This window comes from Methylobacterium sp. BTF04 (assembly GCF_010692745.1).
Taxonomy (GTDB): domain Bacteria; phylum Pseudomonadota; class Alphaproteobacteria; order Rhizobiales; family Beijerinckiaceae; genus Methylobacterium.
Genome location: NZ_JAAHTB010000002.1, coordinates 1 through 13,095, shown reverse-complemented (window position 1 = coordinate 13,095; position 13,095 = coordinate 1). Strand labels below are relative to the sequence as shown.

At 67.4% G+C, this 13,095-nt stretch carries 14 protein-coding genes; 6 read left to right on the top strand and 8 right to left on the bottom strand.

Going from position 1 to position 13,095, the window contains the following annotated elements; translation table 11 throughout:
• Window positions 1-39 precede the first annotated feature (39 nt).
• On the bottom strand, window positions 40-1,107 hold the full coding sequence (selD, locus tag G3T14_RS01550; protein WP_163639356.1) for a selenide, water dikinase SelD: 1,068 nt from the start codon (window positions 1,105-1,107) through the stop codon (window positions 40-42).
• A 165-nt stretch (window positions 1,108-1,272) separates the two neighbouring features.
• Here selD and G3T14_RS01545 point away from each other — a divergent pair, with 165 nt between their 5' ends.
• Genes G3T14_RS01545 through G3T14_RS01535 form a run of 3 tightly spaced genes read left to right on the top strand, consistent with a single transcriptional unit; the run spans window position 1,273 to window position 4,414 of the window.
• Window positions 1,273-2,157 carry a putative selenate ABC transporter substrate-binding protein gene (locus G3T14_RS01545; protein WP_204262566.1) on the top strand — a complete coding sequence of 295 codons (885 nt, stop codon included), beginning with the start codon at window positions 1,273-1,275 and terminating at the stop codon, window positions 2,155-2,157.
• Window positions 2,158-2,186: 29 nt separating this feature from the next.
• Window positions 2,187-2,849 (top strand): ATP-binding cassette domain-containing protein, encoded by a 663-nt coding sequence (locus tag G3T14_RS01540; protein WP_163639354.1) that lies wholly within the window; start codon window positions 2,187-2,189, stop codon window positions 2,847-2,849.
• Window positions 2,846-4,414 (top strand): ABC transporter permease, encoded by a 1,569-nt coding sequence (locus G3T14_RS01535; protein WP_204262565.1) that lies wholly within the window; start codon window positions 2,846-2,848, stop codon window positions 4,412-4,414. The genes G3T14_RS01540 and G3T14_RS01535 overlap by 4 nt, the downstream gene beginning before the upstream one ends.
• Before the next feature lie 13 nt (window positions 4,415-4,427).
• Here the strand turns inward: G3T14_RS01535 and G3T14_RS01530 are convergent, their stop codons facing one another.
• Complete coding sequence (locus tag G3T14_RS01530; protein ID WP_163639353.1) at window positions 4,428-5,453, bottom strand: putative sulfate exporter family transporter; 1,026 nt, start codon at window positions 5,451-5,453, stop codon at window positions 4,428-4,430.
• 213 nt (window positions 5,454-5,666) lie between these two features.
• Here G3T14_RS01530 and G3T14_RS01525 point away from each other — a divergent pair, with 213 nt between their 5' ends.
• Entirely contained in the window at window positions 5,667-5,897 is a 231-nt protein-coding gene (locus G3T14_RS01525; protein ID WP_163639351.1) for a hypothetical protein, read from the top strand.
• Window positions 5,898-6,000: 103 nt separating this feature from the next.
• On the opposite strand, the gene G3T14_RS01520 is transcribed toward G3T14_RS01525, so the two are convergent.
• From G3T14_RS01520 to G3T14_RS01500, 5 genes are all read right to left on the bottom strand, one after another.
• Entirely contained in the window at window positions 6,001-7,242 is a 1,242-nt protein-coding gene (locus G3T14_RS01520) for a cytochrome P450 (protein WP_163639349.1), read from the bottom strand.
• A complete protein-coding gene (locus tag G3T14_RS01515) occupies window positions 7,235-8,545 on the bottom strand; it encodes an FAD-dependent oxidoreductase (protein ID WP_163639347.1) in 1,311 nt (436 codons plus the stop codon). The genes G3T14_RS01520 and G3T14_RS01515 overlap by 8 nt, the downstream gene beginning before the upstream one ends.
• Window positions 8,542-8,757, bottom strand: coding sequence for a ferredoxin (locus tag G3T14_RS01510; RefSeq protein ID WP_163639725.1), 216 nt, complete (start codon window positions 8,755-8,757; stop codon window positions 8,542-8,544). Before G3T14_RS01510 ends, G3T14_RS01515 begins: the two co-directional genes overlap by 4 nt.
• 105 nt (window positions 8,758-8,862) lie before the next feature.
• A complete protein-coding gene (locus tag G3T14_RS01505) occupies window positions 8,863-9,024 on the bottom strand; it encodes a hypothetical protein (protein WP_163639345.1) in 162 nt (53 codons plus the stop codon).
• Window positions 9,021-10,337, bottom strand: a complete 1,317-nt coding sequence (locus tag G3T14_RS01500; protein WP_163639343.1) for a glycosyltransferase — start codon at window positions 10,335-10,337, stop codon at window positions 9,021-9,023. Before G3T14_RS01500 ends, G3T14_RS01505 begins: the two co-directional genes overlap by 4 nt.
• Window positions 10,338-10,608: 271 nt before the next feature.
• Here G3T14_RS01500 and G3T14_RS01495 point away from each other — a divergent pair, with 271 nt between their 5' ends.
• Window positions 10,609-11,532 (top strand): LysR family transcriptional regulator, encoded by a 924-nt coding sequence (locus G3T14_RS01495; protein ID WP_163639341.1) that lies wholly within the window; start codon window positions 10,609-10,611, stop codon window positions 11,530-11,532.
• Window positions 11,533-11,545: 13 nt separating this feature from the next.
• Here the strand turns inward: G3T14_RS01495 and G3T14_RS25355 are convergent, their stop codons facing one another.
• Window positions 11,546-11,677: a hypothetical protein gene (locus tag G3T14_RS25355; RefSeq protein ID WP_281409781.1), complete on the bottom strand. Its 132-nt coding sequence runs from the start codon at window positions 11,675-11,677 to the stop codon at window positions 11,546-11,548.
• Between the two features lie 64 nt (window positions 11,678-11,741).
• On the opposite strand from G3T14_RS25355, the gene G3T14_RS01490 reads away from it, so the two are divergent.
• On the top strand, window positions 11,742-12,905 hold the full coding sequence (locus G3T14_RS01490; RefSeq protein WP_163639340.1) for an NAD-dependent formate dehydrogenase: 1,164 nt from the start codon (window positions 11,742-11,744) through the stop codon (window positions 12,903-12,905).
• Window positions 12,906-13,095 lie beyond the last annotated feature (190 nt).

The window sequence follows — 13,095 nt, the reverse complement described above, 5'->3', positions numbered from 1 at the left end:
TCGTCGCGCCGGGTGCGGATCGCACCCGGCCGGCTCGCTTCAGCCCTCGACGCGAATGCCGGGAGCGCCCGCTTCGAAGCGTCCGACGATGGCGGCATCGGCAAACCCGGCGGCCCGGACCTGGGCGAGGATCGCCTCGGCCCGCGCAGGCGCACAGGTCACCAGGAGGCCCCCGGAAGTCTGCGGATCTGTGAGGAGGTGGCGGCGCCACTCGGCGAAGTCGGTCGGCAGCGCGACCTGCGTCCCAAAACTCGCCCAGTTGCGATGCGACGCGCCGGTGACGAAGCCCTCGCGCACCAGGGCCTCGGCCTGGGTCAGGAGCGGCACCGCCGCCATGTCGATGACCAGGGTGAGGCCGGCGCCGCGCGCGAGTTCCAGCCCATGGCCGAGGAGACCGAAGCCGGTCACGTCGGTCATGGCATGCACCTCTGGATCGGAGGCGATATCCGCACCGACCTTGTTGAGGCGGGTCGTCGTGGCGACGAACTCGGCATAGCCGCCCTCCGGCAGCGCATCGCGCTTGATCGCCGCGGAGTAGATGCCGACACCGAGCGGCTTGGTGAGGATGACGACGTCGCCGGCCTTCGCGTCGGCGTTGCGGCGCACGCGCGCCCGGTCGCACAATCCGATCACCGCCAGACCGTAGATCGGCTCCGGCGTGTCGATCGAGTGGCCACCGGCGATGGGGATCCCGGCCTCGGCGCAGGTGCTGGCACCGCCCCTCAGGATCTTCGCCACGATTTCGGGAGCGATCTTGCCCACCGGCATGCCCAGGATCGCCAGGGCGAGGATCGGCTTGCCTCCCATGGCGTAGACGTCGGAGATGGCGTTCGTCGCGGCGATACGGCCGAAATCGTGCGGATCGTCGACCATCGGCGTGAAGAAGTCGGTGGTGGCGATGAGGCAGGTGCCGTCGTCGAGCGCCCAGACCGCCGCATCGTCGGCGGTCTCGTTCCCGACGAGCAGGCGCTCGAATGGACCCGACACCGGCTGGTCGGCGAGCAGGGTGCGCAGTACTTCGGGGTCGAGTTTGCAGCCACATCCACCCCCATGGGCGAGGCTGGTGAGGCGGACTGGGGCGGCTTCGGGTGTAGTTTCTTGAGTCATCGCGACCTCCGACCTGAACGGGTTGGGTTGCTCCTACCAGACCAGGGCCCGTGTCCGGTACCGGAGTATGACGCTCGGACGTAAGAGCCGCATCGCAGCGGAATGGTTGCACCGCCGCAGATGCGCTACGTCTCGCGGGACGTGGGGTGAACAGGCGGGATCGGGATGTCGGGACGGATGCGGACTTGGTCGTTTCTGATGGCGTTGGGTTGCATGACGGCGGGCACGGTCTCGGCGCGTGCCGCCGACGCGCCGATCTTCGTCTTCACCGGCATTCCGGATCAGGACGAGAGCCGCCTGGTGGAGCGCTTCGGTAAGGTCGCGACCTATCTCGAAGGCAAGCTCGGCGTGCCGGTGAAGTACATCCCGGTGAAGAATTATCCGGCTGCCGTCACCGCGTTCACCAACGGTCAGGTCCAGCTCGCGTGGTTCGGCGGCTTCACCGGCGTGCAGGCCCGCAAGGCGTCACCGGGCTCCCAGGCCATCGCGCAAGGGGCGGAGGATGCCGCGTTCAAGACCTACCTCATCGCCAACACCAAGACCGGGCTGACGAAATCGGTCGACTTTCCCAAGGCGATCCAGGGCAAGACCTTCAGCTTCGGCTCGCGCGCCTCGACCTCGGGACGCCTGATGCCGGAATACTTCATCCGCGAGGCCTTCCCCGGAAAGACCCCCGACGAGGTGTTTTCTCGGGTCGGGTTCTCCGGCGACCACAGCCGCACGATCCAGCTGGTCCAATCGGGTGCGTTCGAGGTCGGCGCCGTCGACTATTCTGTGTGGGATCTCGACACCAAGGCCGGCAAGGTCGACCTGAAGGACGTCGCCGTGATCTGGGAGAGCCCGAGCTTTCCCGACTACCAGTGGACCGTGCGCGGTGACGTGGACGCGACCTATGGGCCGGGCTTCACCGAAAAGCTGCGGGCCGCGCTGATCGGGATCACCGATCCCGCCATTCTCGAACCCTTCGCCCGCTCGAAGTTCATCCCCGTGACGAATGCCGCCTACGCGCCGGTCGAACAGGTCGGTAAATCCACGGGCCTCCTCGACTGATCCGAGGCGTCGTGTCCGCTACATCCCCCATGTCGGCGATCGTCCTTGCCGGCGCCAATGCCGCCTATGACGGCAAGCCGGTGCTGTTCGGGATCGACCTGACGATCCGGCCCGGCGAGCGGGTCGCCCTGATGGGGCGCTCCGGTGCCGGCAAATCGACGTTGCTGGGGCTGATCCACGCGCAGGCGGGCGATCGGGTTGCGCTGATCCCGCAGGCGGCTGCGCTCGTGCGCACCCTCTCGGTGTTCCACAACGTCTATATGGGCCGCCTCGACCGGCGCTCGACGCTGCACAACCTGCGCACCCTGGCGTTTCCGGCCCGTGCGGACGTCACCGAGGTGCGGGAGGTTCTGGCCCGCGTCGGGCTCGCGGATGAATGGCGCTCCAAGGCCGGCGCATTGTCCGGCGGCCAGCAGCAGCGCGTCTCGGTGGCGCGCGCGCTCTATAACGGGCGCCCGATCCTGATCGGCGACGAGCCGGTTTCGGCCCTCGACCGGGCACAGGGTGGCGCCGTGCTGGAGCGTCTGGCCGAGCGCCACGAGACCCTGGTGCTGGCGCTTCACGACATCAGCCTGGCGCTGGCCCATACCGACCGGATCGTCGTGCTGGATGCCGGCCGCATCGTTCTCGACGCCCCTGCTCGCGATCTCGACGAGGCGGCGTTGGCGCCGTTCTACGGGACGCTCGCATGAGTCCGGTGCTCGCCAGCCTCCGCTCGGGCGGGCGTTGGGGCTACATGTCCGTCAGCCGCTGGTTCGTCGTGCTGGCGGTCGCGGCGCTGTTCGTGGCCGATCTCGCCATCACCAGCCTCAACCCTTGGGCCGACCTCCGTCGCCTGATCGGCGGCCTGATCCACCCGGATCTGCCATCGGTGGAAATCTGGAGCGTCGTCTACACGGTTGCCTTCGCGATGCTGGGGGTGACGCTCGGGGCCGGCGCGGGCTTCCTCCTCGCCATTCCGTTCGCGCGTTTCCGGACAGTGCGGCTGATCTGCGCTGGCTTGCGAGCCATCCACGAACTGTTTTGGGCCTTGCTGCTGATGCAGGTGTTCGGGCTTTCGGCCACCACCGGAATCCTTGCCATCGCGCTCCCGTATGCCGGCATCTGCGCCAAGGTCTATTCGGAGATCATCGAGGAGGCGGACCTCTCCGCCCTGCGGGTTCTGCCCGAAGGCACCAGCACGATCTCGGCCTTCGCCTATGCACGCCTGCCCGATGTGGCGGCGGCCTTCCGGCACTACACACTCTACCGCTTCGAATGCGCCATGCGCTCGACCCTGGTGCTCGGCTTCATCGGCCTGCCGACCATGGGGTTCTATCTCGAATCCGCGTTTCGCCAGGGGCGCTATGCCGAGGCCGGGGCGCTGCTTCTGGTGTTCTATGCGCTGATCGGCTCGCGCCGGCTCTGGGTGCGGCCCGCCACCTTACCAATCCTCATGGTCGCCAGCGCGCTCGCCCTGCCGGCGACCATCGGCGCACCCAACCTCGGCGCCAGTCTCGTCCGCTTCCTCACGCACGATATCGTCCCGAGCCCGTTGCGCTCCGGCCATCTCCTCGATCCCGAGACCTGGCTGCGCCTGGGGCAATGGTTCCGGCCGATCGTCATGCAGCAGATCCTGCCCGGCGCGTTCCAGACCCTGGTGCTCTCGCAGATTGCCCTGGTGGCCACCGCCATCGGAGCGCTGATCCTGTTCCCGCTGGCCTCACGGCGCTTTGCCGGGCCGGTGGGCCAGCCCTTCGGCCGCCTTGTGCTCGTGGTGGTGCGCTCGACGCCGGAATACATGCTCGCCTATGTCCTGCTGCAGCTTCTCGGCCCCTCGATGCTGCCGGCGATCGTGGCGCTGACCATCCACAATGCCGGGATCATCGGCTACCTGATGGGGCGCCATGCCGACGGCCTGCCCTACCGCGCCGATGCGCCGACGGGCCTCGACCTCTATGCCTATGAGACGGTCCCGCGGCTCTATGGCCAATTCCTGGCCTACCTGCTCTACCGCTGGGAGCTGATCCTGCGCGAGAGCGCGATCTTCGGCATCCTCGGGGTCGCAACGCTCGGCTTCTATGTCGACGCGGCGATCTCGGAACTTCGCCTCGACGTCGCCGTGGTGCTCATCGCCGCCACCGCCATCCTGGCCGCGACGGTGGATGCCCTGTCCCGCGCACTGCGTCGGCGCTTGCGCCTCACCGACCTGCCCACCCGCCTGTCCGCACCGATCGGCGGAAAGACGGCCGAACTTGCGCGACCCGTCTGCGGCTGACGAACCGGGTCGATCAGGCGATTGCCAAGACCCGGATCAGCAACAGACTGATCGCGATCAACACGACGAGGGAGCCGGTCACGGCCGTCGTCACCCGGCCGCCGACGCGGGCCAGCACCCGCACGTCGACGCCGAGGCCGAGTGCCGCCATCGAGACGATGGTGAGAAACCCGGCGAGCTGGGTCAGCGGCTTTGCGGCGACATCGGGCACCAGCCCGAGCGAGCGCAACGACGCCAGTACCAGGAACCCGATGATGAACCACGGGACGATCTTGGTCAGGCTCAGGCGGTCGGGTTTCGGCGCGGACCCCGTGCCCTCCGGCGGCAGAAGGCGGGCGAGCAGAGAGAACGCTACCACCACCGGGCCGAGCATCAGCACGCGCACCAGCTTCACAAGGGTGCCGACCTGGGTACTCAGGACGCTCACCGGCACCGTCGCGGCCAAGACCTGCGGCACGGCATAGACCGTCAGTCCGGCGAGCACGCCGTATTGGTTGTCCGACAATCCGGCGAGGGGCACGAACAGCGGCAATCCCAGCACCATCAGAACACCGAGCACCGCCGTGAACGCGATCGAGGCGGCGATGTCCTTGGCTTGGGCCCCAATCACCGGAGCCACGGCAGCGATGGCCGAGTTACCGCAGATCGCGTTGCCGCAGGCGACCAGGATCGCCATCCGGGCCGGCAGCGCCAGGAGCCGGCAAATGCCGTAGCTGGCCGCGATCGTCAGAAGCACGGTGCCGATGATGCCGGTCAGCAAGGCCGGGCCGGAGGCGACGATTGCCCCGAGGCTGAGCGAGGCCCCGAGCAGGGTGACGGCGACTTCCAGGAGTTGCTTGGCGCTGAAAGCGATTCCGCTGCGGAAGCGGTCCCCGGGCTGCCAGAGACTACGGGCCGCGATGCCGAGCAGGATCGCGATGACCAGGGCCTCGATGTAGGGATGTTCGAGGACGCGCTCCTCGATGGCCTGGATCCCCATGGCGACCGCGGTGATCGCAAGGCAGACGAGAATGCCGGGCATCACCGAAGCCGCACCCATTCCTCCAGTGCCCGGCTCCCGTACGGGCCTTTCCCCGATTGCGGCTTTCGGGGATGGATCGGGGTTCATATCGGGTATCCGGGCTCGGTTCGGGCAAGGACGGAAGAAACTTTCGTGCCCGTTTGCGCACGGAGAAGAAAGCTCCGCCAGCCCGCTGAACTTCGAAAAACGCATCCATTGATCGGGGACGCCTCAGACGCGACATTCACCTTCATGAGCAATGCAGGCGCACCCCGCAATCCAGCCTACGATCCGTTCGGCGAACCGATGGATGTCGCGTCCGTCTGCGCGAATGCGAAAGGGTACGGCGAGTCCCGCAAGGCATTGCTGGTGTTCTGGGCGCTGGCACTTATCTTTCTAGGCGGACGGATCTACTTGGCCGCTCCGCAGGTCGATCAGACCGTCGCCAGGTCGGTGCCTGCTCAAGTCGCTGACCTGCGATAGGTTTTCCGGGGCGCCCGGTCGCGCATGACGGGTTGAGTCGTTCGATCACGTTGTGCGGCATCCGTCCCGACTCAGGTCGAGTGGCAACCCAACGGGTGTCGCCTCACACAATCCCATCGATGTGGATACCGAGCCGCTCGGGGCCGCGCAGCGAAGCGCCGGTGCGATAGGGCGGCGGGTCGGCCATGAGCCTTGGCCGGACGAGGCGACGGCACAGGGCGACCAGCGCGATCTCCGCCTCGATCCGCGCCAGCGGCGCGCCGACGCAGTAATGCAGACCGCCACCGAAGCCGAAATGCTGGTTGTCTTCGCGGTCTGGATCGAAGCGGTCCGGGTCGGCGAACCGGGCTGGGTCGCGATTGCCGGAAGCGAAGAGCAGGATGACCGGGGCGCCCTTCGGGATCGTCTGACCCGCTACCGTGATCGTGCCGAGCGCCTTGCGGGTACGGAAGTGAACCGGTGGTTCGTAGCGCAGCACTTCCTCGATCACCCGCGGCGCCCGTTCCGGATCGGCGCGCAAACGCTCCAGTTCTTCGGGATGGCGCAGCAGCGTCAGCATGCCGTTGGTGATCAGGTTCACCGTGGTCTCGTGGCCGGCCACCAGCAGCAGGATCGCCGTGGAGATGAGGTCGAAGTCGCTCATCACGGGCTTGCCCTGAGGGCCTGACGCGGCGAGCCCGCTGATCATGTCGGCGCCCGGATTCCGGCGCTTCTGGCGGATCAGATTGCGCATGTAGGCGGAAATCGCGTCGAACGCCGCCACCGTCTTGTGGCGGCTGGCCTCATCGTGGCGCGCATCGGGTTCGAGCGCCGTGGCGAGTTGTGTCGCCCAGGCCTGGAATTGCGGCTCGTCGGTCTCCGGCACGCCCAGCAGATCGCAGATCACGGCGACCGGTAGCGGATAGGACAGGTCTTCCACGAGGCAGACTTGGTCGCGGCCGAGGCAAGCATCGATCAGGCGATCGACCTCGCGGCCCACCGGCTCGTGCAAGGCGCGGACCCGCGGCACCGAGAATTCGCGCATCACGAACCCACGCAGGGTGTCGTGGTCGGGTGGATCGCGAAAGATCAACGGCCGGTGCGCCGTGGCGATGCGATCCTTGATCGGATTGAGCAGCCAATCCTTCAACGGATTGCCGGTGCGGGGGCGGTGGGACGGCGGCAGATCCTCCGAGCTCAAGCGCGGATCGAAGATCAGACTGCGGATCGCCGCATGGGTGCTAACGACGAAGCTGCCGTCTCGCTGGCGCGACACCGGGTTTGCCCGCAGCCGCGCGTAGATCGGATAGGGGTCGGAGCGATTGGCCTGATCCAGGACCTCGGCGAACAGCGTGTCCTCAGCCATGATGGGCCTCGTCGGATCGGCGGGGCGGCGGAAAGCCGGGCGCCAGGGTCTCGATGCGGATCTGGTCGGTGGCATCGAGGATCGGCGGGAACGGGCAGCCCGCTGCGATGGCATCGGCATAGGCCGGGAGCCAGCGGGCCTGATCGAACGACACGGCGGCGATGCTGCGCCCCTGACGGCCGTACACGGCAAGGAAGCGGCGCGAGGCCCGCGATCCGTGAACGACCGCGAGAGAATCCGCGCCTTCACTCAGCCCGACCGCCTTGATGTTGATCCCGAACTGGCTCGACCAGAAAGCCGGCAGATGATCGTAGGGGCGCTGGTCGTGAGCAGCAGCCAGCATGTTCCGGGCGGCATGGGCCGCCTGCTCGACGGCATTGCCCCAATGCTCCACCGAGACGAGCCGGCCGCCATAGAGCGGGATCGGCCAGCGTGCGACGTCGCCGGCCGCGTAGACCGCGGAATCGGCGCTGCCATCCGAGGCCAAGGCGCGGCAGGCACCGTCGCAGGTCAGGCCGCTAGAATCGGCCAGGAGGCCGGCTCCTGCGAGCCAAGCAGTGGCGCGGGTTGCCCCCAATGCAGCGATGACGAGGTCGGCCTCGATGGTGCTGCCGTCGCGGAGGCGCGCGCGGGTCACCCTGCCCTCGGCATCGCCCTCGAGCCCAAGCACCTGCGTGCCGGGACGAAAGTCGACGCCCGCCGCCCTCAGGCATTCGACGATCACGCCGCCGATCAGCGTGCCGAGGGAACGTGCGAGAGGCGTGGCGTTCGGATCGACCAGAGTGACCGGCACGCCGAGATCCCGGCAGCACGACGCCGCCTCGCAGCCGATCAGGCCGCCGCCGACGATCAGAACCCGACGTGGCCGCCGCTCGAGCGCAACGCGCAGTCGCGCGGCGTCGTCCCGCCCGCGCAGGGTGAACACGCCGGACAGCGTCCCGCCCGACCCGGCCGGCCAGGGCCGCGCCTGGGCACCTGTGGCGATCAGCAACTTGTCGTAGGGGAGCACCGCTCCGTCGGCGAGGTGGAGATTGCGCGCCGCACGATCGAGCGCGACCGCCGCCTGCCCGAGCCGCCACTCCGCGCGCAGGGATGGGCTTTGGGGAAGCGTCGTCGCGTCCGCCGTCAACTCGCCGGCGAGCACGTGCTTGGACAGCGGCGGCCGGTCGTAGGGCAGGTACGCTTCATCGCCGACGATGGTGAGGCGTCCGTCATAGCCGTGGCGACGCAGCGCTTCCGCCCCGCGAAGGCCGGCGAGGGATGCCCCGACGACGACGATTCCGGCTTGGTCGGGCGGGGTCACTGGGTATCCACCCGATCGGCGGTCACGGCCTGCAGGCTGATGGCGCGGACCGGGCAGGCCTGGACCGCGCGCTCGATCTCACCCCTGTGCGCGGCCGGTGGTGCTGGATCGTAGAAGAGGATCTCATGCCCCCGCAACGCGAACGAGCCGGGCGCCGCGTAACAGCATTGTGCGTAGCCCTGGCACCGGTTGAGATCGACCACGACACGCAGTGACGCTGTGGGATCGCGGTCCGACGGAAGGTCCATGTCGATTCTCACCCTTTGCCTGATGTGAGCGGCCAAAGAGCCCATCGGGATAGCGGAGTCCGACCGGGTTCACACGCCGAGAAACGGGCCGACCTGATCGTCTGCCTGCGCAATGAGATTGTCGACCGAGCGCAGCGGCAAACCGGTGGCCAGGGCAAGCACGAGGGCGCCGGCGAACGCCCGGGACCGATCCGCGATCCGCGAGACATTGGACTTTGCGATGCGTGTCATACCGACCTCCCCTCGTGGTGAATGTGCGCCGTGGCGCCGAATATTGTCGGCCCGACTTCGACCAAGTCGTCGATGGTCGAGAGGATTTCCTGCATCGCATCGCGCTGCGCGAAAGCGTGCGCCATCGTGGCGGCGCGCTCCCGGAACGTCGGGTCGGCGAGCACCGTCCCGATGGCATCGCGCAGGGCTTCCACCGTCGGGGTATTGGTCGCGAGGTTGAGGCCGACACCGGACCAGCCGATGCGCGCGCCCACCTCGGCCTTGTCCTCGGTCAGCCCCGCCGACACGATCGGCACGCCTGCGGCGAGCGCCTGCGAGACGCTGCCGTAGCCGCCGTTGGTGACCAGAAGGCTGACCTTCGGGAGCAGCGCGTCGAAGGGAAGGAACGGCGAGACCCGAACGTTGCCCGGCAATGGGCCTCTCAGAGCCTCGACCGGGCGCCCGCCGGTGGTGGCGACGACGAGGAGATCATCCCGATCCGCCAGCGCCGCGAGGGTCGGCTCGATCAACTCGCCGAAATCCGCATTGGCGAGGGTGCCCTGCGTGACGAGAACCACCGGCTTGCCGCCGTCGAGCTCATGCCACCACTCCGGGACCGCGATCTCGGCATGGGGTATCGGCGGCAGGCCGATGAAGCGCACGCCGGGGGGCAGCGTGCCGTAATCATACTCGAAGGCAGGGATGGTCGGCTGCAGGAACCGGTCCGGCAGCGTCACGATGGAGTGCGGCAGCGCCGCCGGTAGTGGCCCCAGACCCATCCGCGCAAGCGTGGCATCCGTATAGGCGCGCACGGGACCGACGAAGGCTGCATCCATGATGGCCTTGATCGCCGCATACTTGGTTTGCTCCGTCGCATCGCGGGCCGGGGGCAGGCCGAGGCCGACGGGCGCGTCGTCGGGCCGGTCGAGGAACAGGAAGCTGACATTGCAGGTGACGATCGGCGGGCGCGGGCGCGGATCGAGCAGCACCGGAAGGATGCCGAGGAACATGCTGCCGGCAACGATGATGTCGGGTTGCTCCGTCTCGATCAGCCGACGCAGGGCCTCGGCCTGGATCGGCATCGGATCGATGAAGCGGCGCTCGAACTCGATCCGGTACCGCTCGGGGCCGGCCGGCAAGGTCGTCTCCCGGAACTCGGCGGCCCCGCCATCGGCGTAGGGTACGAAGCGCAAGCCCGCAGCGACGATCTTACGGTGGAAGCCCTCGGCGCTCGTCACGACGACATCGTCGCCGCGCGCAGCCAGGAGCCGGCCGATGGCCAGCATCGGATTGACGTGCCCGGTCAGAGGGGTAGCGGCGATCAGTATCTTCATCACGGCCTCCTTCGGCGATCATTCGCGATTGCGCCGGCTGCGATGCCAGACACTCGCGCCGCCGGACCTGCGGGTTACGCGACGGCGCCGTGCAGATGTGCGCGCGCACACCCTTGGCCACGTCGGTGGTGAGCCGATCCGAACGCCGCTCCCGGCCGTCACAGCATGACAGATCGAACGGCACGCGTATCGGGATCGCGGCTGCCTCCCTATCGGGCGCTATATTCGAAAGGGAATATCGCTTGGCTGGGGCTTGGTCTAAGATCCGGCGATGCTCGTGCGCCACCTGTCCTATTTCGTCACCCTTGCGCGCCTTCAGCATTTCGCGCGCGCCGCGGAAGCCTGCAACGTCACCCAATCGACGCTCTCGGCAGCGATCCGCAAGTTGGAAGAGGACCTTCAGGTCCATCTCGTCGTGCGCAGCCAGCGCTTCCTCGGCCTCACCGTGGAGGGCGAGCATCTCCTGGCCTGGGCGCGCCAGATCCTGACCGACTACGACAGCCTGCGCGCGGATCTATCGGGCCTGCGGAGCGGCCTGAAGGGGACCCTGCGGCTCGGCGTGGTTCCGGCGGCAATGGGCATCGTCGGGTTTCTGACGAGCCGTTTCTGCACGGCACATCCCGAAGCCGTCGTGGAGATACGCTCGCTGTCGTCACGCGACATCCAGAATGGGCTGGACAGTTTCGAGATCGAGGCCGGCCTGACCTACCTCGAGAACGAGCCGCTGGATCGCGTGCGCCGGGTGCCGCTCTACCATGAGCATTACGTCCTCGCGATGCGGGCCGACCATGTCCTCGCGCAACAGGAACGCGTGACCTGGGCCGAGGCGGTGCACCATCGCCTCTGCCTTCTCAGCCCGGACATGCAGAACCGACGGATCCTCGACAAGCTCGCCGCCTCGATCGGCGTCGCGCTGCGGCCGGTGATCGTCAGCAATTCGTTCCTCGGCATCTGCGCCCACCTCCGCCAGGGCGGCTTCGCCAGCATCGTGCCGCACACGTTCCGGCACCTTTTCGGCGGTACGGCGGACCTGGTCATGCTCGATCTCGTCGAGCCGGCGCACCGGCAGGCGATCGGCCTCGTCCTTTCGGATCGCGACCCGCTGCCGCCGATGGCCGCCGCCCTGTCCCGCGTCGTCCTCGACGCCGATCTCGAAACTTCGGTCTGGATGGGCGAGGCCCAGGCCGGCGCCTGATCGACGCCGTCGATCAGGCCATGAAAGACTTTCGTTTGATGTGCGCCTTGGGCTCGCCGACCTTCGCGACGTTGGAGACGCCGAGCCGCACGAAGACGGCATCGACAGTCTCCGACGGGGAAACGCCCGCCTGATCGACTGTCACGCGACAGCCGGAACTCCTATGCCGGGCGCCATCCCCTTTGTGTTCCAACAAAGGGATTGATCACATGGCCAAGATTGTTCTCGTTCTTTATGATGATCCGGTCGACGGCTATCCGAAGAGCTACGCCCGCGACGATCTTCCCAAGATCGACCATTATCCCGACTTCCAGACATTGCCGACCCCGAAGGCGATCGACTTCAAGGAAGGCACGTTGCTCGGTAGCGTCTCGGGCGAACTCGGCCTGCGCAAGTACCTCGAAGGTCTCGGCCATACGCTGATCGTCACCTCCGACAAGGAAGGGCCGGATTCCGAATTGGACCGGCACCTGCACGACGCCGAGATCGTGATCTCGCAGCCGTTCTGGCCGGCCTATCTCACCGCCGAGCGCATCGCGAAGGCGCCCAAGCTGAAGCTCGCGCTCACCGCCGGCATCGGTTCCGACCATGTCGACCTCGACGCCGCGATCAAGCACGGCGTCACCGTCGCCGAGGTGACCTTCTGCAATTCGATCAGCGTGGCCGAGCACGTGGTGATGATGATCCTCGGCCTCGTGCGCAACTATATCCCGTCCTACCAGTGGGTGATCAAGGGCGGATGGAACATCGCCGATTGCGTCACCCGCTCCTATGACGTCGAGGGCATGCATGTCGGCACGGTGGCGGCCGGTCGCATCGGCCTCGCGGTTTTGCGCCGGCTCAAACCGTTCGACATGCACCTGCACTATTTCGACCGCCATCGCCTGCCGGACTCCGTCGAAAAAGAGCTGAACCTGATCTGGCATCCCACCGTCGAGGACATGGTCAAGGTCTGCGACGTGGTCACCCTGAACTGCCCGCTGCATCCCGAGACGGTCAATCTCTTCGACGAGGCGATGCTCTCGAAGATGAAGCGCGGCGCCTATCTGGTGAACACCGCCCGGGGCCTCCTCGTCGATCGCGACGCCGTCGTGCGCGCCCTGGAAAGCGGCCAGCTCGCGGGCTATGCCGGCGACGTCTGGTACCCGCAGCCGGCCCCCGCCGACCATCCGTGGCGGACGATGCCGCACCACGGCATGACGTCCCACATCTCCGGGACCTCGCTCTCGGCCCAGACCCGCTATGCCGCCGGCACCCGCGAGATCCTCGAATGCTATTTCGAGGGCCGGCCCATGCGCGACGAGTATCTCATCGTCGATGCCGGTAAGCTCGCCGGCGTCGGCGCCCGCTCCTACAGCGTGACCAAGGCCTGAGCCGAACCGATCGGTCACCGCACCGCCGTTCGATCGGGGCGAGACCGAAGGCATGACTGGCGCGGACCTCTCTCCTGCCGGGATAGAGGTCCGTCGCGGTCACTCGTCTCTCGTGTCCAGAAGAGAAGCACACCTCATGAAGCGCGAAGACCTCACCGAGAAGCTGCTCGACATCAAGCGCGAGAAGGGC